Source organism: Stenotrophomonas sp. TWI1151 (assembly GCF_039673135.1).
GTDB lineage: Bacteria > Pseudomonadota > Gammaproteobacteria > Xanthomonadales > Xanthomonadaceae > Stenotrophomonas.
The window spans coordinates 179,046-205,124 of the sequence record NZ_JBDJLA010000004.1; the positions used below are offsets into that span (position 1 = coordinate 179,046).

The 26,079-nt window shown below is 63.9% G+C and carries 25 protein-coding genes and 1 tRNA gene; 4 read left to right on the plus strand and 22 right to left on the minus strand.

Annotated elements, in window-relative coordinates:
• Positions 1 to 93: 93 nt before the first annotated feature.
• The 8 genes from ABE422_RS07760 to ABE422_RS07795 all read right to left on the minus strand — a co-directional run bounded on the left by ABE422_RS07760 (position 94) and on the right by ABE422_RS07795 (position 8,770).
• A complete protein-coding gene (locus ABE422_RS07760) occupies positions 94 to 267 on the minus strand; it encodes a DUF1328 family protein (RefSeq protein ID WP_019182774.1) in 174 nt (57 codons plus the stop codon).
• 96 nt (positions 268 to 363) lie between these two features.
• Positions 364 to 819 carry a GNAT family N-acetyltransferase gene (locus ABE422_RS07765; RefSeq protein ID WP_313208985.1) on the minus strand — a complete coding sequence of 152 codons (456 nt, stop codon included), beginning with the start codon at positions 817 to 819 and terminating at the stop codon, positions 364 to 366.
• 90 nt (positions 820 to 909) lie between these two features.
• A complete protein-coding gene (locus ABE422_RS07770; RefSeq protein WP_346482755.1) occupies positions 910 to 2,292 on the minus strand; it encodes a hypothetical protein in 1,383 nt (460 codons plus the stop codon).
• Between the two features lie 73 nt (positions 2,293 to 2,365).
• Positions 2,366 to 5,413 (minus strand): TonB-dependent receptor, encoded by a 3,048-nt coding sequence (locus ABE422_RS07775; RefSeq protein ID WP_346482756.1) that lies wholly within the window; start codon positions 5,411 to 5,413, stop codon positions 2,366 to 2,368.
• 160 nt (positions 5,414 to 5,573) lie between these two features.
• Positions 5,574 to 6,629 carry a FecR domain-containing protein gene (locus ABE422_RS07780; protein WP_346482757.1) on the minus strand — a complete coding sequence of 352 codons (1,056 nt, stop codon included), beginning with the start codon at positions 6,627 to 6,629 and terminating at the stop codon, positions 5,574 to 5,576.
• Positions 6,626 to 7,150 (minus strand): sigma-70 family RNA polymerase sigma factor, encoded by a 525-nt coding sequence (locus tag ABE422_RS07785; protein ID WP_346482758.1) that lies wholly within the window; start codon positions 7,148 to 7,150, stop codon positions 6,626 to 6,628. The genes ABE422_RS07780 and ABE422_RS07785 overlap by 4 nt, the downstream gene beginning before the upstream one ends.
• Positions 7,151 to 7,275: 125 nt before the next feature.
• Entirely contained in the window at positions 7,276 to 8,121 is an 846-nt protein-coding gene (gene panB / locus ABE422_RS07790; protein WP_313218952.1) for a 3-methyl-2-oxobutanoate hydroxymethyltransferase, read from the minus strand.
• A 31-nt stretch (positions 8,122 to 8,152) separates the two neighbouring features.
• On the minus strand, positions 8,153 to 8,770 hold the full coding sequence (locus tag ABE422_RS07795; RefSeq protein WP_346481755.1) for a LysE family translocator: 618 nt from the start codon (positions 8,768 to 8,770) through the stop codon (positions 8,153 to 8,155).
• Between the two features lie 119 nt (positions 8,771 to 8,889).
• Here ABE422_RS07795 and ABE422_RS07800 point away from each other — a divergent pair, with 119 nt between their 5' ends.
• On the plus strand, positions 8,890 to 9,351 hold the full coding sequence (locus ABE422_RS07800) for an Lrp/AsnC family transcriptional regulator (RefSeq protein ID WP_313208979.1): 462 nt from the start codon (positions 8,890 to 8,892) through the stop codon (positions 9,349 to 9,351).
• A 485-nt stretch (positions 9,352 to 9,836) separates the two neighbouring features.
• On the opposite strand, the gene ABE422_RS07805 is transcribed toward ABE422_RS07800, so the two are convergent.
• The 14 genes from ABE422_RS07805 to thrS all read right to left on the minus strand — a co-directional run bounded on the left by ABE422_RS07805 (position 9,837) and on the right by thrS (position 23,486).
• Positions 9,837 to 10,937: a RelA/SpoT domain-containing protein gene (locus ABE422_RS07805; RefSeq protein WP_346482759.1), complete on the minus strand. Its 1,101-nt coding sequence runs from the start codon at positions 10,935 to 10,937 to the stop codon at positions 9,837 to 9,839.
• Positions 10,938 to 11,261: 324 nt separating this feature from the next.
• Positions 11,262 to 11,504 (minus strand): hypothetical protein, encoded by a 243-nt coding sequence (locus ABE422_RS07810; protein WP_346482760.1) that lies wholly within the window; start codon positions 11,502 to 11,504, stop codon positions 11,262 to 11,264.
• A 192-nt stretch (positions 11,505 to 11,696) separates the two neighbouring features.
• On the minus strand, positions 11,697 to 13,124 hold the full coding sequence (locus ABE422_RS07815; protein WP_346482761.1) for a P-loop NTPase fold protein: 1,428 nt from the start codon (positions 13,122 to 13,124) through the stop codon (positions 11,697 to 11,699).
• A gap of 288 nt (positions 13,125 to 13,412) precedes the next feature.
• On the minus strand, positions 13,413 to 14,135 hold the full coding sequence (locus ABE422_RS07820; protein WP_346482762.1) for a hypothetical protein: 723 nt from the start codon (positions 14,133 to 14,135) through the stop codon (positions 13,413 to 13,415).
• A gap of 470 nt (positions 14,136 to 14,605) precedes the next feature.
• A complete protein-coding gene (locus tag ABE422_RS07825; RefSeq protein WP_346482763.1) occupies positions 14,606 to 15,301 on the minus strand; it encodes a hypothetical protein in 696 nt (231 codons plus the stop codon).
• A gap of 134 nt (positions 15,302 to 15,435) precedes the next feature.
• Positions 15,436 to 15,512: transfer RNA gene (locus tag ABE422_RS07830), tRNA-Pro, on the minus strand.
• Between the two features lie 67 nt (positions 15,513 to 15,579).
• Entirely contained in the window at positions 15,580 to 15,936 is a 357-nt protein-coding gene (locus tag ABE422_RS07835) for a MerR family transcriptional regulator (protein ID WP_019182707.1), read from the minus strand.
• Complete coding sequence (locus ABE422_RS07840) at positions 15,917 to 16,216, minus strand: integration host factor subunit alpha (RefSeq protein WP_005410432.1); 300 nt, start codon at positions 16,214 to 16,216, stop codon at positions 15,917 to 15,919. The genes ABE422_RS07835 and ABE422_RS07840 overlap by 20 nt, the downstream gene beginning before the upstream one ends.
• A 26-nt stretch (positions 16,217 to 16,242) precedes the next feature.
• Positions 16,243 to 18,672, minus strand: a complete 2,430-nt coding sequence (gene pheT / locus ABE422_RS07845; protein ID WP_346482764.1) for a phenylalanine--tRNA ligase subunit beta — start codon at positions 18,670 to 18,672, stop codon at positions 16,243 to 16,245.
• A 93-nt stretch (positions 18,673 to 18,765) separates the two neighbouring features.
• Positions 18,766 to 19,761 (minus strand): phenylalanine--tRNA ligase subunit alpha, encoded by a 996-nt coding sequence (locus ABE422_RS07850; RefSeq protein WP_313208977.1) that lies wholly within the window; start codon positions 19,759 to 19,761, stop codon positions 18,766 to 18,768.
• 195 nt (positions 19,762 to 19,956) lie between these two features.
• A complete protein-coding gene (rplT, locus tag ABE422_RS07855) occupies positions 19,957 to 20,316 on the minus strand; it encodes a 50S ribosomal protein L20 (RefSeq protein WP_017355264.1) in 360 nt (119 codons plus the stop codon).
• 10 nt (positions 20,317 to 20,326) lie between these two features.
• Positions 20,327 to 20,524, minus strand: coding sequence for a 50S ribosomal protein L35 (rpmI, locus tag ABE422_RS07860; RefSeq protein ID WP_017355265.1), 198 nt, complete (start codon positions 20,522 to 20,524; stop codon positions 20,327 to 20,329).
• 469 nt (positions 20,525 to 20,993) lie between these two features.
• Entirely contained in the window at positions 20,994 to 21,533 is a 540-nt protein-coding gene (gene infC / locus ABE422_RS07865) for a translation initiation factor IF-3 (RefSeq protein WP_172838068.1), read from the minus strand.
• A 48-nt stretch (positions 21,534 to 21,581) separates the two neighbouring features.
• Positions 21,582 to 23,486, minus strand: coding sequence for a threonine--tRNA ligase (thrS, locus tag ABE422_RS07870; RefSeq protein WP_313208976.1), 1,905 nt, complete (start codon positions 23,484 to 23,486; stop codon positions 21,582 to 21,584).
• 407 nt (positions 23,487 to 23,893) lie between these two features.
• Here thrS and ABE422_RS07875 point away from each other — a divergent pair, with 407 nt between their 5' ends.
• Genes ABE422_RS07875 through ABE422_RS07885 form a run of 3 tightly spaced genes read left to right on the plus strand, consistent with a single transcriptional unit; the run spans position 23,894 to position 26,029 of the window.
• Complete coding sequence (locus ABE422_RS07875) at positions 23,894 to 24,190, plus strand: hypothetical protein (protein ID WP_121041160.1); 297 nt, start codon at positions 23,894 to 23,896, stop codon at positions 24,188 to 24,190.
• On the plus strand, positions 24,190 to 24,453 hold the full coding sequence (locus tag ABE422_RS07880; RefSeq protein ID WP_313208975.1) for a hypothetical protein: 264 nt from the start codon (positions 24,190 to 24,192) through the stop codon (positions 24,451 to 24,453). The genes ABE422_RS07875 and ABE422_RS07880 overlap by 1 nt, the downstream gene beginning before the upstream one ends.
• 10 nt (positions 24,454 to 24,463) lie before the next feature.
• Positions 24,464 to 26,029 carry a PepSY-associated TM helix domain-containing protein gene (locus tag ABE422_RS07885; RefSeq protein WP_346482765.1) on the plus strand — a complete coding sequence of 522 codons (1,566 nt, stop codon included), beginning with the start codon at positions 24,464 to 24,466 and terminating at the stop codon, positions 26,027 to 26,029.
• Positions 26,030 to 26,079: the final 50 nt, after the last annotated feature.

The following is a 26,079-nucleotide window of genomic DNA, read 5'->3' on the forward strand; positions in this document are numbered from 1 at the left end:
GCCTTGCGAGGCTCGTGCAGCCTCACCAACGAAAAGGCCTGCGCGAAACCGCGCAGGCCTTTGTCTGGAACTGCAGTGTCTTTACGCGGCCGGTCAGGTCACTTTCTTGGCGATGGTCATGCCCAGCACGAACAGCACCACAGCGATGATGATGCCCGCCCAGAACAGGAACTTGGCGATGCCGATCGCGGCGCCACCGATGCCCGCGAAACCGAGGGCGCCGGCAATCAGGCCGATGACAGCAAAAATGATGGCCCACTTGATCATGATGATCCTTTCCCCGAATCGGGTTGAATGACAGGACTCCACGGTAGCCAGCCGGCTGTCTCACCTTCGTGAACGCGCCGACTGAACGGCGTGAAGTCAGGCGCGCGGCGCCAGGCGCATTTCCATCGGCTGGTAGCGCAGCCCGGAGGATTCCGCAGCATCGGCGCTGCAGGCAAAGCCGTAACGCTCATACGCAGGCACCGACGAGAGCGATGCGCTGACGGTCAGGACCTCCACACGCGCCTGCTCGATCATGGCCGCCATCAGTGCCTTGCCGATGCCCTGCTGCTGGGCCGCCGGGTCGACGAACAGCATGGCGACATGGCGCCCTTCCTTGAGCTCGGCGATACCGATGATCCGTTCCTCCTGCGCGTAGGCGAACATCAGAGTGTCCTGCGCCATGCGCGCACGGAACCCTTCCACCGAGGCGATACGGCTGAAGGTCTCGACACCCAGTGCAGGCAATGATTCCGCCACCGATCCCATGAAGGCCGCCATGCATACACGGCTGGCCTGTTCGAGATCCGCTGCCACCAAGGGTCTTACCGCCATCTGCATCTCCTTCCACGTCCATGAAGTCAGCGATCACTCTACCCCGCTGGCCCCACCCCGCGCACGCCGCGCCAGCGGATCGACACCCGCTCAGCGCACGGCCTCGACAAAGACGGGATTGGAGTAGAACCACAGGTCCTGCCAGGGATCTTCACCGGGCACATCGGGCAGCGGCGTCACCTCCGCAGTACTGCTGCCGCGGGCACGGACGAAACCGCCCCGGGTGGGGACCGGCAACACCCAGGACACCGAGCGCCATACGCCGTCCACCTGCCAGTCGCTGGCGCCGAACACACGCGTTTGCATCACAGGCCCATTGCCACCGCCGGGGCCGCCCACGATCAACTCCACGTGATCCAGCACCGGGTGCCGCCCAGCGTGATTGGCTGAGGCCGGTACACGCACCCGCAGTTCCACGCGCATGGAGGCGCCAGGCGACATCGACAGCGTGCCGCCCATCGTGGCACTACGTGCCTCGTCGTCGTTCGCAGTCGCACGCAGCTCCAGTGCATCGATCAGATCACCGGTGACCGCGAACATCCGTCCGTGTCGAAGGCCATCGAGGATGTCCTCGGCGTCCCGCCGCGCCCAGACATGGGTCTTGCTGTACTGGCCCGGATCGAAGTCACTGCCGCCATCACGCTGGTTGATGTGCGAATCGGAGCTGGCCGTGATCCAGAAGCGATGCCCCTCGGACAACAGCGTGTCCCAGATGCCGCCGACCGTCGCTGTCATCTGGTCGAAACCGCCCAGGGTCGGTGCATCCGCATTGCGATACAGGCCGCGATGGACACGGGTGGCCTGATGGCCCGGCGCGCCTTCCATGCCAACCAGCACCTGCGGTGCGGCCGCATGCCAGGCACGCAGTTCATCGGGCGCGACGTCGCCCCACCGGCCCATGGCGGTGGCAGTGCGCGCGGGGTGATTGATGAACATCAACGGCGGTGCCGGCAGCGAGCGCATGTGGGCCAGTGCATCGAGCATCGTCTGCCCGTCGTCGCGGCTTCCCTGCAGCGGCTCGCTGCGGCCGTAATCGCGTTCGATCGCGACCAGCTGCTCGCGCTCATCCGGGCCGGGGGCGATGATCAGCGAGGCGTGCTCGCCGGCCGGTACATCGAATTCCATGCCGTTGAACTGGATCAGTCCGGGCACCTCGCGCCGGGCATCCAGCAGCGCCGGCCACGCATGGTCCCGGGTGACCGCCGAATGCCCCGGCCCGCCATGATCGGTATGCACCACCCAGGCCAACCCATTGGCGAGCGCCTGCCGGGCGTTATGCGTACGGGTGTAGGACGAGTCGCCGCCACGGATCGGCGTGGGCGGTGTGGTCCTGCGATCCCAGTCCACGCTCCACTCGCTGTGGACGTGGTGGTCGCCGGCCTGCCAGCTGCGGCCGGCATCGTCATCGGCCGCCTCGGAGACCATTGGCCACGCCAGCACGGCCACAAGCGGCAGGAAGAAAACATGTCGCATCGGATGTTCCTCACAAACGGGCAGCCGCATCCGGGGCACGCGCACGTGCCTCCGGATGCACCGCGAAGGTGGCTCAGAAATCCGCGCGCAGGCCGAGGCTGATGCGGCGACCGGAGCGCTCGTACATCGTCGGGAACGCGGGATCCATCGTGTAGCCGGTGGTCGCCTGGTTGGTCAGGTTGATGCCCTTCAGGCTGAGCTTGATGCTGTCGGTCAGGCGGTAGCCGATCGACACATCCACCTGGCCGTAGTCATCGCGCCAGATCGGGTACATGTTGTAGCCGATCGATTCAACGTACTCACCCTTGTGGTTGTACGACACGCGCGCGTCGAAGCGCTCGTTCTCGTAGTAGACGGTCATGTTGTACGACTTCTCCGAGAGCCCCGGCATCGGCGTGCTCACGCCCAGATCGGATTCACCGGCCAGCGAACTGTCCAGCATCGTGTAGTTGGCATTGATCCCGAAGCCTTCCAGCGAACCGTGCAGCATGCTCAGCGGCAGCTGCGCGATCAGCTCGACGCCTTTCACAACGTAGGTGCCATCGGCATTGATCGGCTGGTACACGTCGAAATCATAGGTGCCGTTGAGCGAGCCGTTGGCGTTGTACACCGCCACATCCGGCACCACGCCGGTCAGCGCATTGATCACCACGCCGTCGATCTTCTTGTGAAAGTACGAGGCCGCCAGCAGGCCGCCGTTTTCCAGGTACTTCTCCAGACCCAGCTCCCATTGCTTGGCATAGGTCGGCTGCAGGTCCGGGTTGCCATCGGTGAAACGGAACGAGCTCCAGCTGGCGGTGCGCTTGTAGGCGATGTCGGTCAATGCCGGGCGGATGAAGGTCTTGGAGGCGGCACCCCGCAGCACCAGTCCCTCGGCCAGTTCGGCGGTCGCATTCAGGCTCGGCAGCAGATCGTTGTAGCTGCCTTTGCGCGAGACGGGCGTGTCGGTATAGCCGGTGCTACCGTCTGCCCGCTGGATCGGGTGGAAGCCGGAGGACTGCACCGAGGTATCCACATAGCGCACGCCCGCGTTGATCGAGACCGGCACGCGGCCCACATCGAAGCCGATGTCGGTCATCGCGTACAGACTGGTCACGTTCTCGTCGACCCGGTAGTACTGGCCCGGATCGAATGGCGTTGCGAAGCCCGGATAGCGGAACGCACTGCGTGCGTAGTCGTTGGAGACCATCTTCCAGTCCAGGTCCTTCACCGAATAGCCACCGCCGGGCACGATATCGGCGATCGACTGCAACGGACTGTCGGCCAGGGTGCGCGTGTTCACCCAGCTGTTGTTGCCCGGGCCCGGCCCGTAGATCTTGGCCTCTCCGTATTCGCGCTGCTTGGACTTGTCGGTATAGCGCGCGCCGAACTGCACGCTGCGCAGCGCCGGCAGGAAGGCCAGTTCCAGCGCCTTGGTCACATCCACCTGGGCGGCATACTTGTCATCGCTGACCTTCTCCAACGTCGTCTCATACGCTTCGAACAGATACTTGTCCGAGGCGTTGTACATGTCGATGCTGGCCGGGTTGGCGCTGGGTATCGTCTCGCCACTCTTGCCGGTCCAGCGGGTTCGCGAAGGCGCGTAGGCCACATGCTTGAGGTTGCTGGCATCCAGCGTCTTGTCGGCGCCGGAGTAACCGACCATCGCATCCACGCCCCAGGTGTCGCCCTGCCAATCCATCGCCGCGCTGTACTGGCTGAAGTCGGTCTTGTTGATCCGCTCCTTGCTCAGCATCTCGTGCTGGGTGGCGGTGTAGGACACATCGCGCAGCACCACGATGCCGTACTGCGACAACGTGCTGGCGTCATAATCGTGGATGGTCTCCAGCGTGCTGCGGCTGGACGCCGAATATGCAGCCGCGTCGTACTCGTCTTCGGTGGTGTCGTAGCCGCCACGCATCGCATCGAAGGTCAGGCTGAAACGGCTGCTCGGCTTGTACTGCAGCGAGGCGGTGGCACCCCACTTGTCCTGGTCGTTGACGAAAACACGGTCGCCCACTTTGTCCTGGAACACGATCAGGTTGCTTTCATCAGTGCTGTTGCGATTCTTGACCACCACGCCGGCATCGCGCGCCAGCACGGCAGCGGCCTGCGTGCCGCGCGTGCCGGACGCACCGAGGAAGCGCGACATCGGGCGGAAGTTGATGCCCGAGGTGGCGTCCGTGCGGTTGCTGCGCTTGGCGGTGGCGAAGGACACCAGGCCACCCCAGTCGCCCCAGGTGTCACTGGCCAGGAAGGAGAATTTCGGGTCGACCTCTTCAGAGATCGAGTTGTGCGCCCCTTCCACCGACGCGACCAGCTTGCGGCCGGTGTAGTCGAACGGGCGCGCGGTGGAAATCTGCACCGAGCCGGCGATGCCGCCCTCTTCGTCCGCGGCGGTCGGCGATTTCAACACCGTCACCCGCTGGATGATCTCCGAGGCGAAGATGTCAAACTCGATGTCACGCCCGCCGCTGCCCGATGCCGTGGCCAGGTTGTTGATCGAGACATGGGTGTACTCCGACGGCAGGCCACGCACGTTGACGCGGCTGCCCAAGCCCTTGTCACGTTCGATGGTCACGCCCGGCATGCGCTGCAGGGCTTCGGCCAGGTTCTGCTCGGGAAAATCGGCCACGTCGGTGGCCACGATCGAGTCGGAGAAACCGATGGTGGCGCGCTTGATGTCCACCGCCTGCTCCAGGCTGCGGCTGTAGCTGCCGACCACGTCGATGCGCTCCAGCTGCTGCAGGCCCGCGCCTTCGGCCGCAGGGGCCGCTTCAAATTCCACGGCGGATGTGGCGACGGGCACGGCGGACGTGCCCGACGGTGCGGCGTCACTGCGTGCTTCGATGGTGACCGTGGTGTCGTTGAGATAGCGGTAGCGCAGCCCGGTGCCGTCCAGCAGCTGCTCCAGCGCCTGCTGCGGGGCCAGCCCAGCCGGCATCGCGCGGGTACGCGGGTTGCCGGCCTGCTGCGCGTTGTAGACAAACTGCAGGCCCGTCTGGCGCGACAGATCGTTGAGTGCACGGTCCAGCGGCTGGGCGGGAATCGCCTCGCTGGCCACGCGGGTGTCCTGCGCGGTGGCGGTGACGGCGGCGCTCTGCAGGGCAAGAGCGATCGAAAGGAAAAGAATGCGGCGCATCGTAGAAGTCCAGTGGGGTGGTATGAGCGTCGCGAGACGGAATCGTTCGCGCTTGCCTGGACTACGAGGGCGCAGGGCGAGGATCGGGCACCGGTATTTCGATGAATTTTTTTTGACAGCCGCTCGGCGTGCGCCGCGCGATGACGCGCGGATAGCGCAATTACGGCTGTTTCGTGTTGATTTCCGCCGCCGATGGGCTGCTCACGTGGATCTGATTACCGACCACGCGCGTGCGCAGCGATGGCTGCTGATCGAGGAAGGTACGAAGCGATGCAAGATCGTCGCCGCGCAGGTTGCCGGTCAGTCGCAGTGCCCCGGCGACATCGTCGTCCACCTGCAGACGCACGTTGTTGAGTCGATTGAACTGCTCGACCACCTCGCGCAGCGGTTCGTCCTGGAACACGACGCGTCGTCGCCACCACGCGGTCATCGTGTCGGTGTGCTGCTGGCGGAGGCTGACGGTCTGATCGCGGTAGTCGATGTGGGCGCTCTGCCCGGCATGCAGGTCGGCCAGCAGGCGTCCCTGACCGGAATCGCCGCGCACCTGTACGCTGCCTTCGGCTACCTCGATGCGCGCCTGCTCGCGCCGCAGCGACACGTCGAACGTCGTGCCGATATCGCGCACCTCCAGCCCGGCCGCATGCACCGCGAAGGGACGGCGCTCCTCGGCCACCACAAAGCTCGCCTGCCCGCGCGAGAGCTCCACGCGGCGGCTCAACAAGGTGAAGCGGATCGACAGTTCACTTTCCGCGTTCAGATGCACGACGGTGTGGTCCGGCAGCGCAAATCGCTGCGGTGCGCCGTGTGCCGCCACATAGTGGCGGGTCTGTGGCCACGCCATGTGCCCGGCGAACGCAACGCCCAGCAGCAACGCGGCCGCCGCGGCGATGCCCGGCAGGTGCCGGCGCGGCGCACGGGAGGCCGCGGGCGGTGGCGGGCGTCGCCGTACCGGCAAGGCCACCACGTTGTCGTCGGCGGGCGGTGGCCCGGCGGCGATCAGTGCGTCCAGATCCACTGCCATGTCACGCAGCGCATCGCCGAGTTCGGTGGCGACGCGGCTGACCGTGATGTACTCGCGCAGGTGCGCCGGTGAGGTCACCAGCCACGTCATGAACTGGCGTTGTTGTTCGGCGGTCAGCCCGCCCTGGCGCTGCAGCGCATGCCAGTGCGCGGCCTCGCTGGCGAGAGACGGACGCGGTGCGGAAAACTCGCTCACCACGCCCCCGCGTGGCCGGCCAATGCACGGCGGCACACGGAAAGTCCGCGTACCACGTGCTTCTTGACCATGTGCGAGGACACGCCCAGCCGCTCGGCGATTTCCTTGTAACTGAGGCCGTCACGGTACTGCATCACCAGCACCGCGCGGGTGTGCTCGGGCAAGGTGCCCAGCAGGGCCTGCAGCTGCACGCGGCGCTGCTCGCGCTCGGCGGCATCCTCCACGGTTTCTTCGCCGCTCAGCAGCGTGGTGAGGTGTTCAAGATCGTCGATGGGCAGCATCGACCAGCGTCGGCGCGCGGCCTGCTCACGTGCAAGATTCTGCGCGACAGTGAACAGGTATGCCTCCGGATTGGCGATGGCCTCGCCTTGATCCTCATGTGCGCGCAGCAAGCGCAGATAGGTCTCCTGCACCATGTCCTCGGCATCCTGGCGCGCGCCGCGGCGGGTGAAGAATCCCCGCAGCACCGGCCCCTGCTCCAGAAACATGCGCGCCAAACGCCGTTTTGCGTGTTCGGCCACGATCCCACCTCGCCCCCAGGTGCGGCGAAGGTACGTGGCCTGCATGACGATTCGATGACGCAGGCGACACGGTACCGCCGCGCGGCGATACCGTGGACACGCGCCTCAGGTGGTACGTGCGTCGATCAGAACGTGTGTTCCGGACCGGGGAACGTGCCTGCCCCAACCTCTTCCGCGAACTCACGCGCGGCCTTCTGCAACACGCCATGCATATCCGCGTACTGCTTTACGAAGCGCGGCAGCTTGCCGGTGCGCAGCCCGGCCATGTCCTGCCAGACCAGCACCTGTGCATCGCAATCGCTGCCGGCCCCGATGCCTACCGTCGGAATCTTCAGCGCGGCGGTGATCTGTGCGGCGACCGCGCCGGGCACCATCTCCATCAGCACCGCGAACGCACCTGCGGCTTCCAGCGCGCGCGCTTCCTCGATCAGCCGTGCGCCATCCTCGCCCCGCCCCTGCACACGGAAACCACCGAGCTGGTGCTCCGATTGCGGGGTGAAGCCGATGTGCGCCATCACCGGGATGCCGCAGCTGACCAGCTTGCGGACCTGCGGCACCATCTCGATGCCGCCCTCCAGCTTGACCGCATGGGCCCCACCTTCCTTCATGAAGCGCACCGCCGTGTGGAAGCACTGCTCCGGCGAGGCCTGATAGGAACCGAACGGCAGATCGGCGATCACCAGCGGTCGCCGCGTGCAGCGGCTCACCGCGCGCACCAGCGGCATCAGCTCATCAACCGTGACCGGCAGCAGGGAGTCGTTGCCGAACACGTTGTTGGAGGCCGAATCGCCGATCAGCAGCACCGGAATGCCGGCGTCTTCGAAGATCGCCGCGGTGTACATGTCGTAGGCGGTGAGCATGGCCCACTTCTCGCCGCGCTCCTTCATCTGCTGCAGATGCGGAATGCGCACGCGCGGTGCCGGGACCGGGGCGCTGCCCGGGGTCGCGTAGGGATGGAGCTGTTCGGTCATGCCAAGGATCCTCGTGGGGGATAACGTGGGGTCAGAGTGTGCCGGTTCCGCTCAGCAACAGCACGGCGATCAGGATCATGGCGGCGCCCGAGATGCGGCCGACCATGCGTGATGCACGTGGGCGGGTGCGCAGCACGGCACCGGCGCCATAGCCGACGGCCAGATAGACCGCCCCGCAGCTGACCAGGTGCACCATGCCCAGTGCGATGATCTGCACCGGCATCGCCCATGCCGCGCTGGCGGAAATGAACTGGGGCAGCAGCGCCAGAAACAACAACAGCACCTTGGGATTGAGGCCGCTGACGCAGGCGCCCTTGACTGCCCAGTGGCGCCATCCCGTCACCGCTCCCGCATCTTCGGCTGCGGCCACCGGCGGATGGCGCAGCAGGCCGATGCCCAGCCACAGCAGATACAGCGCGCCAAGCACGGTCAGCACGTGCAGCGCGACCGGCGCACGGGCGAACATCGCGCCAACGCCCGCGGCGACCAGCCCGATCGCCAGCAGATGGCCAGACAACAGCCCGGCCACCGCAGGCACGACCGCCCTCCCGCGCAGGCCGGCGGCGATCGCATGCGCCCAATCCGCACCGGGGGTGAGCACGAAGAGGATCGAGACCGCCCAGAAGGCGACGATGACGCTGGGTTGCATGGGGTCCAATGGGCGGTCTTGCCGCGATCTGCGTGCCAGACAGAAGAATATTCCCGCGACTCTGGAATGTGCTTCCAAAGACTTGCCCTGCGCCGGCCTGCAGGAGGAAACTCTTGCGCATGGATGCCACCGACCAGCGAATTCTTGCCGAGCTGCAGAAAGACGGCCGCCTCACCGTGACCGAATTGGCCGAGCGCATTGGCCTGAGCGTCTCGCCCTGCCACCGCCGCGTGCGTGCGCTGGAGCAGTCCGGCGCGATCCGCGGCTACCGCGCCGAGCTGGATCCCGCCGCCTTGGGCCTGAAGTTCTCGGCGCTGGTGTTCATCACCCTGCGCGACGGCGACCGCCACGCGGTGGACGCCTTCGAGCATGCCGTCGCCGACGTGCCCCAGGTGCTGCAGGCGCAGCGCCTGTTCGGCGATCCGGACTACCTGCTGCACGTCATCACCCGCGACCTGGCCGCGTTCCGGCAGCTCTACGACGAACACCTCTCTGCCCTGCCCGGTGTGCAGCGGCTCACATCGACCCTGGTGATGAAAGATGTGGTGATCGACCGGCCGCTGCCGTTGCACGGGCATTGACGCAACGGCGTCATACCTTCCGACCGCGGCCTGCATCCAACGGTGAGTGACCCGCCGGAAGAGATGTGCGACCGACGTACTACGCACCGGCGGCAAGGACAACCGGACAACCGGACAACGCCAAGGTGATCGCCACGTTGATCGAGCGGTGGTATGACGGGCAACCCACAGCAGCCCAAAAAGAAAAAAGGCCTGCGCATCGCTGCACAAGCCTTTGATCGAATCACCAACATTGGTCGGGACGGCCGGATTTGAACCGACGACCCTCTGCCCCCCAGGCATCGCCCTAGTCACGACTATGCCATTGATCTGAAAGGGATCAAGTCCGCGAGGACGCCTGCGAAAAATGGCAATCACTGCACATACCGATCAATGAGTTACACGCAGATAGGGTGACGTCTCGGCGGGCACCATTCACCTTCTGATCCAGAATCAGCAGCATGCTACTCGCTGCTTGGCCGATCACAGTCAGGCTTTACAGACTCTCACCCATTTTCCGTAACGACAGCTTCTGCTACCGCGCCTGGATTGGGGGCGACTGCGGGTTGCTCAATCATCTGCTTGTAGGCCTTGGCGATTTGCACTAGTCGCATCGGCCGACCTTTGCCACGGCCCGTTGGGTGTCTGTCAAGCACTTGGTCCGCGTGAGTCCTAAGGACTCCGGCCAAAAGAACGTCGGACGTCCCCTCTTCTAGAGCAATGCCTCTGTCATTTCCATCTAGAAAGGCTTTGAGCTTATCGAACTCATTCTTGGAGGCCTGTTCAAGTGTTAAGCCGGAATGGGCAACCACTCGATCAACGTCTTCCGGCGAGTGTACGTTCAGCCCTTGAAGTTCCTCAAACAACTGTCCTGCATTATTTGAAAATCTAACTTCATTCCCAAGGAGGGTCCTCATGCGAGCGACAAAATCAAAAACGTCTTGGAAGCGACCTTTACTGTCTTTATGACGCTCATCAGTCTCGGCAAGAAGACGACGAATAGTTAGGTCGCCTGCCCTGGTGATTAGACTGAGCTGATCAATTAGCTCATTTTCGGCATCTGAGAGAGTCCCGTTCAGCGGCTTATAGACAAGATCGTGCTCAATCTCGTTGAACACATGAGCAAGCAAGCTACAAACTTGAACCTCACAAGTTGTATCCACCAAATTCTCGTTGCCATTGGTGAGATCCCCCTCACCCAGATATACTTGACAGTGCGTGGCCTTGTAGTTCTTTTGCGGATCGTCCTTCTTTTCTACTTTAGGTTCATCTGCATTCGCGCCGAAGAAGGCCGATTCGATCTCCTCGACAACAGCGCCTCGATCAGATTCAAGATAGGTGGCTACACGGACCGCTGCCAAATCACTTACACCGGCGAAAACAGCTTCGACCGTGTCGAATTTAGCTCTTATATCGGGCCTCCTTAACTTCTCAACGAAGCTGGAAGGCGACTTTACTCGGCGTTGCACAGTCGCGCGAATCGTCAGCTTCTTCTGGACAATGTCTATGCAACGGTTGTAGACCAGGTCCGCCATCTTGGCGTACCGATCTACTTCTCGCAGGTACCTGTCATGGCACTGTTCAATCTGAGGGTCAGTCAGAGGCATGTCCACCCTTCCATTGGTTATCCATCAGCTGAGTCTATTGCAGACAGACGGTCTTCGCCACGCAGGCCTCTCGCCAAGGGCAGGTTTTGCAGTGCGCCGGAGTCCAAGTCCCCACGACGGTGGATGAAAGCCAAGAACCTGTCGCCAATGAAACGTACGGTAGACGTGGCAGCCACGGAGCAGATGGCCGGAACTACCAGCGAGAGATTAAAAGTTCGCCTCCATGAGCTTGTACTGCAAGGGCTGATGGCCTCAACGTTTTCAGGATGCTGCGCCGTGGAACCATTGTCCGCGCAGGCCCCTTAGGTGGGTTTTCAGGAGCCCTCACGGAACCTCTGGGGGACGCGTCGCGGCGATCAGGCGCCGCTGGTGCTGGATTTCCAGGCGCAGCCGGGCTTGATGGCGCTCGATCCAAAGCTCAGCCCCGGCCCGGCCCTGCTCGTGGGTGCTGCATGGCCGGCGGGTCTGCTGCTCCCGCGGCAGGTGCTGATCCAAGGCGGCGAAGTACGGCCCGCCCCAGTGTTCTTGGTATAGCCGGACCACCCACACGCCCTCGAACGCGATCACGTCCTTCTCGGGGGCGGTAGCGGCGGCTCTCTGCCAGCGGAAGTCGATGGGTAATGGCATGGGCGCAGGATAAGTACTGGCGTCTCAGTTTCTGCGACTACAGCCATTGGCATGAAAACTTGCCAGCGGACCCAGCTCAGCACCAGGCGTCCGAACTGAGAGCTTTGCTACACCAGCCCTGGCTGAGTGTCATTAAATGGGGGCGAGCCGCGCAAACGACCCTACGACAGTCGAGAGATCTAAGCGCCTAAAGTTCACCAGACGAGCAAGGTTATGAAGATTTTCTCCCTCTCCGAGCCCCCCATAAGAGATCGCATTCTCCACCACTCTTTTAGCATCCCTTTGCTGCTCCGGCCCCCAGCTTGACAAAAGGGCCACCAGATTCTGCACGACGCCCCCATGCCCATTAGAAGACCAACCCTCATCCATCTCCTTCAAGATATTTTCGACAACAGGGTTTCGTATGATTGCACGATACTTTTCCTCCCTACCGAATCGCAGGCACGCCAGGAAAACTGCGAGGTGCGGGAATGCCACTTCTTGCTCCCCGCGGGTTCTTAGGTAAACGTCAACAAGTGTGAATGCCTGTGCTTGATCACGAAGCTTTAGACCCAGCCAAGCGGCCATCTCGGGAAACGCACCAAAGGCGTCAGAGTAATCAAACCGACGATCACGAACTCTGATTCCGCTCAAGAATTCGTCGATCGCATTTCGGGAGCCAAATCCTTGGTCATAGAGCATATTTCCCTCCGGAACGATGTTCCGCCAGCCGAATGACTCAAAGAGAATCGCCACAAATTGCTGCGCCGTGGGCTCCGGCAACATGTACTCGTAGTCAAAAAATTTTCTGAGGTACTCTTCGCCGTTAACACCTGGTCCATACTGAGACCTGACAGCTGATGGAAGGTTCTTACCGTCCGATGCAATCACAAAAACCACGCCATGAATATCAAAGAAATGCTTGATTCGCTCTAACATTCGAACAGCGTAGTCAGGCCGGCAACGATCGAGCTCGTCAATGATGACGACCAAAGGCTTGATGACTGGGCCCATTGGACTTTCCCGATCTCTCTTTGTCAGGAAGTCTCTAGCCTTCTTTATGCCTTCCCGAAGGTCGTTACTCGCTTCTACACGCTTCGTCACAATTTCCTTTGCCATGGTGATCACCCCCTTGAGTGCGGCACCGGCCGCCGCCCAGCCAGGGGTCGCAACAGCGGACGCTGCACTGCCAATTTCAGCAAGTGGGAGGGCCATGGTCAGAGATGCTTCTAGAAGCTCATCACCGGACCGTGCAAGGGCAGCCCCAGTAACGGCAGCTTCCTGAGCCTGTCGCCTATTGATTGCATCCACCAGGGCTACCAGTGGATCGGACAAAAAATCACTTCTCCAAGCATCAACGCGAACAACAGGCACCTTGATGGCCTCCAACTCTAATTCGAGCTGCTGGAGAAACACCGTCTTACCGCTGCCCCAATGACCGTAGAGACCAATCACGTACGACTTTGTCATCCCCTTAATGAGGGAGGTGAGCGTCTCGGCGCATGCCCTTCTCTCAAGCGGGTCCAGACCCCAGACGTCACTCTTGTGCGGCGTATGTTGAGGCAGCTTTGTCAGGAGCATTCTTTTTTGGGTCCGAAGGTATGCAGTAATGAATCTTGTTCCTGCCGGCCGCCATTAGCAACGGATTACAGACTTACCTCTATCAACACCAAGTTTGGAGCGGTCTCAACCACGCGCCCCGACCTCACCCACACGTTGTAGGGGATGTATCCACCCAGTACCCCGATAGCCCGCATCTGCGCCCCGTCGTAAGTCGTCAGGCTGCTCGTCCCATCCGCGTTATGCGCGGTGACCGTCGCCAGCAGCCGCGGGCTGGCGCTGACCAGCCCGTCGAATTGATCCCACAGTTCAGTCCGCATCGCTGTAGTGCCTCTCAAGGGTGATGGTCTGCTCGATCACGACGGCCTTCTCGCCGATGCGCGCCTCGGTCCGGACCGCCGTACACAGGCCGTGCCACGTGCCTTCCTCTGCCACCACCTCGACCAGGTCGAGCGGCAGGATCCGGCCGACCTCACCCGGACGCAGGGGCGCGGTGAACAACGGCACGACTAAGTCGATGGCCGCCTGCTCGCCGCGGTCAGCCAGGATGTTCCGGCCCCGCTCGGCACCGGCGGCGGCGGTGTTGATCAGCGGGCTGCTCACCTGCTGAGCAAACAGCTGCCCGGCCTCGCCGGCACGACGCACCTTGCAGGTGACACCCTTCCCCGCCAGCTCACCGGTGACGACGACCGCGTCGTACAGGGGCGCACTGCGCATCTGGAGGCTTTCATTCGTGATGATGTCCTCCTGCAGCACATGTTCCGGGGTGCGATCGCGCCAGTCCCAGGGACTGTCCGGATACCGCACACGCACACGCACCCGCAGGGTGGGCTCGGCCGGATCCGACTGGACCACCGCGCCGCTGGCTTCGGCCAGACGACTGATCGCATCCAATGCCGGTAGCGCGTCATAGAACCAGGCACCCGGCGGCACCAACCAATCCACGGTGTCATAGCTGGCGGTAAAGCCCGTGTCGGCCAGCTCTTGGTGACCCTTCGATTGGGTGGTGCTGGGAAAGACCGACACGACCACGGGTGTCCGGATGAAGATCGTGGTCAGCGCGGAGCTGGCCGCCCTGCTATCCAGGGCGCGCGATTCGATCGGGCACCCCTACTTCGTCCAACGACTGCCGGCCCGGCTCGCCCCAGCGACAAACGCGCCGAAGATCGCATCCATCACACACAGGTGATTCCCTAGCAGTTGAGGCGCGTATTGCTGAAAGCGCGCAACGAGGCAGGTATCACCGGCGACAACGAGGTGACGTTCCATGAAATCCGCAGCGCTCCTGACCAACCTTCAGGGCTGGGCAAAGCAGGACGTGTAGAACCTACTGACGCACAGCAGCGCGGCGATGACTGACGTCTACCTCGAGGGCCATGACGTGTCATGGCCCAGCTCAACACAGCATCTCGCCATTCGATGAGGCTAAGAGCTAAGGCAATCATGCCTCATGAGGGCCACCGACATTGCGGCAATGCACGTTAGAACTCGCCGTCCGCAAATCATGCGAATCTACGGAAAGCTGAAAGTTCAATCCCGTTCTGTAGAGCATCCTCGAAGCGCGGAAGTTCACCGCTGTCAAAGAACACGTGCCCTTCGTCAGTTTCGAAGTATGACCTAAACATTAGAGCGAGATCTTCATCACTTCGCCCCAGCACTGTGTCAAACAAATAGACGAAGAACTCGTTCAGCACCTGCAGCGCGACCAGCGATGCATCACTCGTCCACCCCATAGGCTTATGCCGAATTCCCAGCAGTCCTGAGTCTTTTAGCTCAAGCTCGGTGGTGAGGAACCGCCGCTCACCTTCACGCTTGATTTCGATGCTGACCGAATCCTTAAAGGCCTTGGGGTGAGCAATATCATTCCTGACTTGGACGAGCGCAGCGGCGCGCTTTACCTCTTCACGACCAACATCGAAAGGCTTCCCGCGTAATGCGAGAGCCTGCTTGAACTTCTGCATGGTTGATTGGCCTGTCAGCTCCTTCTGCTTCGCCTTGGGTAAGCCAATGTCGGCAACGACGCAGTTCGCTGCGCTTTCTAGGGCAAGCGCAGACAGCAACACCGACTGCTTCGCAAATCGACAACCAGGCAGCGCACGCGCTTCTGCAACTGAAAAGCAATGAAACGCAGCTGCGTCACTAACAAGCTGTAGATAACTGCTGCTGCGGTACCTGGCTTCGTAAACTTCCTTGTTCATGTGCCCGGACAATTGAGACCTCTTTGATGGAGAGCGTCATACCCACAATAGGGTGGCGATAGGGTGAGAATAGGGTGTAGAACGAAAAAAGGCTCGCACCGGTGGGTGCAAGCCTTTGATCGAATCACCAACATTGGTCGGGACGGCCGGATTTGAACCGACGACCCTCTGCCCCCCAGGCAGATGCGCTACCAGGCTGCGCTACGCCCCGATGATGCTGGCAATGTCCCCGCCTCTCAGCGGGCCGACGAGTATAACGGGTTTGGGTGAAAAATGGTTCAGCGGCGCAGCAATTGAAGCACTTCTTCCAGTTCCATCCGCGTCTGCTTGATGATCTGGTTGCTCAGCGCCGATTCCTCGCGCGCATCGGCACCTTCCAGGCGCAGGCGCGCGCCGCCGATCGTGTAGCCCTGCTCGTACAGCAGGCCGCGGATCTGGCGGACCATCAGCACATCGTGGCGCTGGTAGTAGCGGCGATTGCCGCGGCGCTTGGCCGGCTCGAGACTGGGGAACTCGGTTTCCCAGTAACGCAGCACGTGCGGCTTGACGTCGCACAGTTCGCTGACCTCACCGATGGTGAAGTAGCGCTTGGCCGGTATCGGCGGAAGTTCTCGGTTACTGCCCGGATCCAGCATATGCCTCTACCCTTTCCTTGAGCTTCTGGCCCGGACGGAAGGTGACCACCGTACGGGCGGAAATCGGAATTTCCTCACCGGTCTTGGGGTTGCGACCCGGGCGCTGGTTCTTGCGCCGCAGGTCGAAATTCCCGAAGCCGGACAGCTTCACCTGACGTCCCTGTTCCAATGCTTCACGCAGCACATCGAAGAACGCGTCGACAAATTCCTTGGCTTCGCGCTTGTTCAGACCGACTTCGTCGAACAGCTTCTCGGCCATCTCCGCCTTGGTCAATGCCATTGCCTGCTATCCCCCATGCTTCCCGCTCAACCGCGGATCCGGGCGTGATGTTCACGCTCCATGGCAGAGACCGCCTCGGCCACCACCGCATCCACGTCGCGGTCCGTCAGAGTGCGCGACTTGTCCTGCAAAATCAAGCCCATAGCGAGACTCTTGAACCCCGGCTCGACCCCCTGGCCGACGTACCGGTCGAACAGGGTGACCTCCCGCAGCAGCGGGCCGACGGCCCGGCGCAGGGTCGCCTCCAGGTCGGCCCAGGCCGCGGCCTCGGGCACCAGGAACGCCAGATCGCGGCGCATTGACGGGAAGCGCGACAGCTCGGTCGCGCGGGGCAGCGCGCGGGCGGCCAACGGCGCCAGGTCCAACTCGAAGGCGAACACGTCCACGTCGATGTCCATGGCCTTGGCCAGGCGCGGGTGGATCTGGCCGATCCAGCCCAGGCTGACGCCGTCACGGGAGACCTCGGCCGACCGTGCGGGGTGGCCATACGGACGCTGCGACGGCGTGAACACCAGCGCGGCGCCACTGGCCGCGGCCAGCGATTCCAGGTCGCCCTTGAGGTCGTGGAAATCGACCTTGCGGGTCGGCAGACCCCACTGCTGGGTGTCGGCATCGCCACAGATCGCAGCGGCCACGCGCTGGGTCTCCAGCGGGGCAGGCTGGCCCTCGCCGGCCTGCTGATGGAACACGCGACCCAGTTCGAACAGGCGCACGCGGCCCAGCTGGCGGGCGGCGTTGCGGCCCAGGGTGGCGACCAGACCCGGCAGCAGCGACGGGCGCATCACCGCCAGTTCTGCGGAGAGCGGGTTGGCCAGCGCGACCAGGCCCTCGCCCAGCTGCCACTGTGCAAGCAGCGCGGCATCGACGAAGGCGTAGTTGATGGTTTCCTGCAGGTCACGAGCGACCAGCTGGCGACGGACGCTCAGGTCGTCCAGACGGGTCTCGGTCGGCATCGCCACGCGCGAGGCACCGCCCGGCAGCGTGGTCGGAATCTGCTCGTACCCGTGGATCCGGGCCAGCTCTTCGATCAGGTCTTCTTCGATGGCGATGTCGAAGCGGCGGCTCGGCGCGGTGACCTGCCAACCATCGGCGGTCGCGGTCACGTCCATGCCCAGCGCGCGCAGGATGCGCTCCACATCGGCATCGGCGATCTGGATGCCCAGCACGCGCGCGATACGGGCGCGGCGCAGGCCGATGGTGGCGGTCGCGGGCAGGTCGGTCTCAGCCGCTCCCGGCATCCTGCCTCCCGCGGCACTGGCGCTGTCCTGCGCGGCGCGCGCCTCGGTGACCGGCGCCGGGGTGCCGCCGGCCAGATCCAGGATCAGGCGGGTGGCGTACTCGATCGCCGTGCGCGGCAGCGCCGGGTCGACGCCGCGCTCGAAGCGGTGGCCGGCATCGGTGTGCAGGCCCAGCTTGCGGCCACGGCCCATGATCGCGGCGGGCGCGAAGTGCGCGGCCTCCAGGAAGACGTTCGTGGTGTCGTCGGTGACGCGCGTATCGAAGCCGCCCATCAGGCCGGCCAGCGCGATCGGGCGGTCGGCATCGGTGACGAGCAGGAAGCTGTCGTCCAGCGCGGCGTCGCGGCCGTCGAGCAGTTTCAGGGTTTCACCCGTACGCGACCGGCGCACGCCGATGCGGCCCTGCAGGGTGCCCAGATCGAAGGCATGCATCGGCTGGCCGAGTTCCAGCATCACGTACTGGGTGACGTCCACCAGCAGCGAGACCGGGCGCACGCCACTGCGGCGCAGGCGCTCGGCCATCCACAACGGGGTGGCGGCGCGGGCGTTGACGCCCTCGATCACGCGGCCCACGTAACGCGGAGCCTCGGCGCCGGCGTCCAGCTGGATCGTCAGCTCACGCGTGCCCACGGCGGCGACCGGCGCAGCATCGAACGGCACCACTTCACTGGCGCATGCGGCGGCCACGTCGAAGGCGATGCCGCGGATGCTGAAGCAATCGGCGCGGTTGGGGGTCAGCTTGATCTCGATGCTGGCGTCGGGCAGGCCGAGGTACTCGATCAGGGTCTGGCCGACCGGCGCATCGTCCGGCAGTTCGAACAGGCCCGAGGCATCGGTGTCCAGGCCCAGCTCCTTGGCCGAGCACAGCATGCCGTTGGAGTCCACGCCACGCAGCTTGGCCGGCTTGATCTTCAGATCGCCGATCTGCGCGCCGACCATCGCCAGCGGCGCGACCAGACCCGGGCGCGCGTTCGGCGCGCCACAGACGATCTGCAGGTGCTCGCCCTGCCCCGCATCGACCTGGCAGATCTGCAGGCGGTCGGCTTCGGGATGGCGTTCGGCGGAAATGATCTTCGCCACGACCACATGCTGCAGGCCATCGCCCAGCGCATCGACCTCTTCCACTTCCAGACCGATCGCGGTCAGCACCGCGCTGAGTTCATCGCGCGAAACGGTGGTCGGGACGTGGCTGCGCAGCCAGTTTTCAGAGAATTTCATGGTGTCACCCTGGTGGGCCCGGCGCAGGCGCCTGGGCCGTGATGGTCTTCAATCCTGTCCAGCCGGGCATGGCCCGGCGCTACGCTGACGCGCTTACGCGAACTGCTTCAGGAACCGCACGTCGTTTTCGAAGAATGCGCGCAGGTCGTTGACGCCGTAACGCAGCATCGCAAAGCGCTCCACGCCCAGGCCGAAGGCGAAGCCGGTGTAGCGCTCCGGATCGATGCCAACGCTGCGCAGCACGTTCGGGTGGACCATGCCGCAGCCGAGCACTTCCAGCCAGCGGGTGCTGCCATCGGGCTGCTGCCAGGCAATGTCCACTTCCGCGCCCGGTTCCACGAAGGGGAAGTAGCTGGGACGGAAACGCATCTCGAAATCGCGCTCGAAGAACGCGCGCACGAACTCGGACAGCGTGCCCTTGAGATCGGCAAACGTGGAGTGCTCATCGACCAGCAGACCTTCCACCTGGTGGAACATCGGCGAATGGGTCTGGTCGCTGTCGCTGCGGTACACCTTGCCAGCGGCGATCATGCGCAGCGGCGGTGCGTGCTCGCCCATGTAGCGCACCTGCACACCGGAGGTATGCGTGCGCAGCAGGCGGCCGTCGCCGAAATAGAAGGTGTCGTGCATCGCGCGCGCCGGGTGGTGCGGCGGGAAGTTCAGCGCTTCGAAGTTGTGCCAGTCATCTTCGATTTCCGGACCTTCGGAGAGCTCGTAACCGAGCCGGCCGAAGATCTCGGTGATGCGCTCCAGGGTACGGGTCACCGGATGCAGGCCACCGCGCTCTTCGCGACGGCCCGGCAAGGTGATGTCGATCGCTTCAGCGGCCAGGCGCGCGTCCAGCGCAGCGTCTTCCAGCACGGTCTTGCGATCACCCAGCGCGCTGGTCAGCGCGTCACGGGCACGGTTGATGGCTTCGCCGGCGGCTTTGCGCTCTTCGGCCGGCAGGCCACCGAGCTGCTTGAGCTGGGCGGTGATGCTGCCGTTCTTGCCCAGCAGGGCCACGCGCAGGGCTTCCAGCGCATCGGGGCTCTGGGCAGCGGCCACGTCGGCCAGTGCCTGCGTGGTCAGGGATTGGATGTCACTCATGGATAGCCGGAGCCTCGCGTCGGTATGCCATCGCGATGCGCGTCGGGCCGACCCCCGTCGCCACCGCTGTCGATCGATGGCACCGGAAGGGCCACCGCCAACACAAAAAAGAATGGGGAAGGACTTGCGCCCTTCCCCATGCATTTGCCTTACCCACAGCCGTTGCGCGTGAACGGCAACGGCAGGGGAATGGACTTATGCCGCCAGTGCGCCCTTGGCCTTTTCGGCCAGTGCAGCAAAACCAGCTGCGTCGTGCACGGCGATGTCAGCCAGAACCTTACGGTCCAGGGTGATGCCGGACTTGAGCAGGCCGTTCATGAAACGGCTGTAGCTCAGGCCGTTGATGCGGGCAGCCGCATTGATGCGGGTGATCCACAGCGAACGGAAATTACGCTTCTTCTGCTTACGACCGATGTAGGCGTACTGCTGTGCCTTGATCACGGCCTGCTTGGCAACGCGGAAGACCTTGCGGCGAGCGTTGTAGTAACCCTTCGCCAGGGTCAGAATTTTCTTGTGGCGGCGACGCGCCTGTACGCCACGCTTTACTCGTGCCATGGGTCAGTCCTCAGAGGTAGGGAAGCATACGGTTCAAACGGCCTGCGTCTTCTGCACGAACATGGTTCGTCTGACGCAGATTGCGCTTCCGCTTGGTCGACTTCTTCGTGAGGATGTGGCTACGGTTGGCGTGGCCAGCCTTGAACTTGCCGGACGCGGTCTTGCGGAAGCGCTTGGCCGCCGCCCGGTTGGTCTTGATCTTGGGCATTGCTATGTCCTTGATGATGTTTTGTCACTGACCAGGGCGGTGGCATTGCCACACTTTCCGTCCGTGCCCTTGCCTGCTTGTAAGCCCGGGATCCCCTATGGGAACCAGGCCGGTCCTGTTTGCCGTTGAAACAGCGTGCCTTTATGGGGCGGGAAACCGTTCAAAACAGCACCTCCGCAAAACGGGGCCGCCCATTATGCCCGTGAACACGGGAGGTTGCAAACTGTTGATTGGGCGAATGTTTACCGCGGGGCGGACGAACCTGAACGGAACGGCCGCGAGGGCCGGCGTCATGCCAGGCCGCGCACGCGGGAAACGGCAGAAGGCGCCGGTGGGCGCCCGCCGTGTGGTGCGCGAAGCGGGGAAGCCGAGCGACCGCTCGGTGCAGCCGACCAACGGTCGGCTCTACCCATCGCCACGGTGGGGTGTGCAGCCGACCAACGGTCGGCTCTACCCCCCCGGTGGGCGGTTACTTCTTCTTGGGCGCGATCATCATCACCATCTGCCGGCCTTCAAGGCGCGGACGGGACTCGATCACGATGTCCTCGCCCAGATCACCTTCGATCCGGCTGGCCATCTCGCGACCCAGTTCCTGATGGCTCATTTCACGGCCACGGAAGCGGATGTTGACCTTGATCTTGTCGCCCTCTTCCAGGAAACCGCGCATCTTGCGCAGCTTGATCTGGTAATCACCTTCATCGGTGACCGGGCGGAACTTCACTTCCTTGATCTCGACCTGCTTGGTCTTCTTCTTGGCCTCGTTGGCCTTCTTCTGCGCTTCGAACTTGAACTTGCCGAAGTCCATGATCTTGCACACCGGCGGATCAGCCTGCGGCTGAATCTCGACCAGGTCCAGACCTTCGTCTTCGGCCATCGACAGCGCTTCGTCACGCGTCAACACACCAATCATTTCTCCGTCGCTGCCGATCACGCGGACGCGCGGCACCCGGATTTCCTGATTCTTGCGGTTCTGTTTGTTGTCAGGGGTACTGATATTGCAATCTCCCAGAGGAATCAAACCGGCCCATCGCGGAGCATCCGCAGGGCCGGGACTTTCTTACACGGACTGTTCTGCCTGCAACCGCTCGATGAAGGCCTGGACGGACATGCTGCCCAGATCTTCGCCAGAGCGCGTACGCACGGCCACGGCGCCATTTTCCTTCTCACGGTCGCCAACCACCAGCAGGTACGGGACCCGCTGCAGCGTATGCTCGCGAATCTTATATCCGATCTTCTCGTTGCGCAAATCGGCGTTCACGCGGAAGCCTTGATCTGCAAGGGTTTTCCGTACTTCGCTGACGTATTCAGCCTGCGCATCGGTGATATTGGCCACCACCACCTGGGTCGGAGCCAGCCAGGCCGGGAACTGGCCGGCATGGTGCTCGATCAGGATGCCCAGGAAACGCTCCATGGAACCGACGATTGCGCGGTGCAGCATGACCGGATGCTTCTTCTGGCTGTTTTCGTCCACATACTCGGCGCCAAGGCGGCCAGGCATCATGAAGTCGACCTGCATCGTGCCCAGCTGCCAGGTACGGCCGATGGCATCCTTGAGGTGGTACTCGATCTTCGGGCCGTAGAAGGCGCCCTCGCCCGGCAGCTCCTGCCATTCCACCCCGCAGCTGGACAGGGCCGAGCGCAATGCGCCCTCCGCCTTGTCCCACGTGCTGTCATCGCCCAGGCGCGATTCGGGGCGCAGCGCGATCTTGACCTGGATCTCCTCGAAGCCGAAGTGCTGGTACACCGCCAGCGCCTGCTGGTGGAACGCGGTCACTTCCGCCTCGACCTGGTCTTCGGTGCAGAACACGTGGCCGTCGTCCTGGGTAAAGCCACGCACGCGCAGGATGCCGTGCAGCGCGCCGGAGGGCTCGTTGCGGTGGCAGGCACCAAACTCACCGTAGCGGATCGGCAGATCGCGGTAGCTGTGCAGCCCCTGGTTGAACACCTGCACGTGGCCCGGGCAGTTCATCGGCTTGAGCGCGTAGGTACGCTTCTCCGACTCGGTGAAGAACATCGCGTCCTGGTAGTTGTCCCAATGGCCGGACTTCTGCCACAGCGACACGTCCAGGATCTGCGGGCAGCGCACTTCGCCGTAGCCGGTATTGCGGTACACCTTGCGCATGTACTGCTCGACCACCTGCCACAGCGCCCAGCCCTTGGGGTGCCAGAACACCAGGCCCGGGGCCTCTTCCTGCAGGTGGAACAGGTCCTGCTGCTTGCCGATGCGACGGTGGTCGCGCATCTCCGCCTCTTCGATGCGCTTGATGTACGCATCGAGCTGCTTCTTGTCGGCCCAGGCGGTGCCGTAGACGCGCTGCAGCTGCTCGTTCTGCGCGTCGCCGCGCCAATAGGCGCCGGAAATGCGGGTCAGCTTGAAGGCCTTCAGGAAGCGCGTGTTGGGCACGTGCGGGCCGCGGCACATGTCCACGTATTCCTGGTGGTAGTACATGCCCATCGCCTGGATCTCCGGCGACATGTCGTCGATCAGGCGCAGCTTGTAGTCTTCGCCACGCGCCTTGAAGATCTCGATGACCTCCGCACGTGGGGTGACCTTCTTGATGACGTCGTAGTCCTGCGCGATCAGCTCGCCCATGCGCTTTTCGATGGCGGCCATGTCCTCGGGCGTGAACGGACGCTCGGAGTAGATGTCGTAGTAGAAGCCTTCGGCGATGACCGGGCCGATCACCATCTTGACGTCCGGGTACAGCTGCTTGACCGCATGACCGACCAGATGGGCGGCGGAGTGGCGGATGATCTCGACGCCCTCCTCGTCCTTGGCGGTGATGATGCGCAGGCTGGCATCGTGGTCGATGACGTCACTGGCATCGACCAGCACGCCATCCACCGAACCGGCGATGGTGGCCTTGGCCAGGCCGGCGCCGATCGACTGGGCGACGTCCATGACACTGACGGGATGTTCGAATTCACGGCGGCTGCCGTCGGGGAGCGTGATCGCGATCATGAGAGTGCTTTGGTCTGGTGGCCCGCAGGGGGCCTGGAGAATCCGGGGGCGAGGCAATAAAAAAAGCGCCACGAAGGCGCCTGCGTCAGGGGCCGTCGGGGGCGTTCAGCGGTGGGCGGTGGTAGTGCTCATGTCACACGCTAGACCGGCGCAGGGCGCGGGCCACCTTGTTGCCTCGATAGAGATGCCCTGATCTTAAACCAATCCGCCGATGAATGCGCCGCTCCGGCGGTGGTCAGGCAACGGGACCGCCTGAATGCGCCCATGTGGCGCCCACAAACCGCAATGATTACCATGCGCGGATTACTGTCCTGCCCAGGACAGGATTGCCGATTGGATTCCCCCATGCCCTGCCCCGCTTCCTTCCCGGCCTGCCGCGCTCTGTCGCCCATGCCGGCAGCCGCCCGATGATTACCGTCGCCCTGACCTCGCTTGGCTTCTGCAGCCTGGCGCTGGCCGGCTCCGCGTTCTCGGCGCTGGCGCTGTATGCCGCCTCACCGCACTGCCGCTGGCCGCGCCTGCGCCGTGCCGGCCGCCTTGGCCGGCAGATCAGTCTGGTGGCTGCGGTGGCGGCGCTGTGGCTGTGGATCGCCAACCTGGGCATCGCCACCGGCGTGGTGGTGATGCTGTGCAGCTGGATGCTGGTGGCAGTCCTGCTGCCGCTGCTGGCCGCGTGGCATCGTCCGGCACAGGTGATGCGCTGATGTGGGTCCGCGCGGGCGCCGGCCTCCTGGCGGGATTCTTCGTCGCGGCCGCGGCCACCGGCCTGGTCGCCTGGCTGCCGCCGGGGCCGTGGCAGAGCGCGCTGGTGCCCAGCCTGATCGCCTTCATTCCGCTGTGGATGCTGGCGGCGATCTGGGCCTTCAGCTTCCGCACCGGGCTGCGGGCGTGGGCCGTGATGAGCTCGACCGCCCTGGCCGGATTCGGCCTGTTGTGGCTGCTGCGCCTGACCGGCGCGGTGCAATGAGAGCGATACGATGAAGTTCAGTTCCCAGACCCTGCGCACCTTCACCACGCTGCATACGTGGGTCGGCCTGGTCGCCGGTTTCGCCCTGTTCGTGGCGTTCTACGCCGGTGCGCTGACCCTGTTCCACCACGATCTGCCGCTGTGGCAGACGCCGCATGCGGTGGATACCCCGGCCGCGAGCCTGGACGACGCGCAGCGCCTGCTCGAGGGAGTGCTCGAGCGCCATCCGGCCGCACGCGCCCATGTGGGCATGACCTTCCCGGGGGCGGATCATCCACAGCCGATCGCGTATTGGCAGGATGCCAAGGGCACCTGGCTGTACGCCTGGCTGGACCATTACGACGGCAGCGTGACCCCGCCACAGACCGGACTGGCCGAGCTGGTCAACGAGCTGCATTACAGCCTGGGCCTGCCGGTCGCGGGCACCTACCTGATGGGCATCGTCAGCCTGCTGTATGGCGTGGCCCTGCTCAGCGGCCTGGTCATCCACCTGCCCAGACTGCTGGGCGATCTGTTCGCACTGCGCCCGGGCCGCAACCTCAAGCAGATGTGGCAGGACGCGCACAACGTGATCGGCGTGCTCAGCCTGCCCTTCCATCTGATGTTCGCGGTCACCGGCGCGCTGCTCTGCCTGATCTTCCTGCAGATGGCGGCGCTCAATCCGCTGATCTTCGACGGCAAGCTGCTGCAGGCTGTGCCGGCGGCGATGGACACCGCCCCGGTACGCGAGCCCAGCGGCCAGCCCGGCGATGACACCCACCTGCGTATGCTGCATGCACGCGCCATCGAGGTGGCGCGCGCACAGGGCGTGGCCGATTTCGAACCAGCCTTCCTGAAACTCGCCCATGCCGGCGATGCCAACGCGACGATCGAGATCACCGGCGGTTCCGGGGGCACCCTGGGGCCGCTCGGCGCGGTCGGCCTGGATGCGGCCACCGGCCGCCTGCTGAGCAGCCAGCTGCCCGGCCAGCGCGATGCCAACCACGCCACCCTCAGTGCGGCCTACGCGCTGCACTTCGGTGAATTCGGCAATGGCGTGGTGGTGTGGTTGTACTTCCTGCTCGGCCTGGGCGGCGCCTTCCTGTTCTACTCGGGCAACCTGCTGTGGATCGAATCGCGTCGCAAGCGGCGCCAGGTGGAACAGGGGCGCGCGCAGATCAATATGGCCCGGGCCACGGTGGGGGTATGCATCGGGTTGTGCGTGGCAGTCTCGGCCAGCTTCGTCGGTGCACAGATCCTGGAGCAGGTCGCGCCGCAGGCGGTGGACCACGGCATCCGCTGGATCTGTTTCGTCACCTGGGGCGTCTGCGCCCTGTGGGCGGCGCTGCGTCGCCCCGACCAGGCGGCCCGTGAGCTGCTCTGGGCGGCCGCCATCAGCACCGCACTGGTGGCGGTGGTGCACGGCGGCCTGACCGGCTACTGGCCATGGGCGAGCGCGGCACGGGGCTACTGGCCGCTGTTCTGGGTGGACGCGGTGGCGCTGGCACTGGCCTTTGGTTTTGCCACCCTGGCGCGTGCGAGCCTGCGCCGGGCGAGGCATGGCGATCCGAACAGCGTCTGGAGTGCACCGCGCTGATGACCCTGGGGGCCTGCTGCGGCGGGCTTTCAGAATTCTTCAGACGCCTT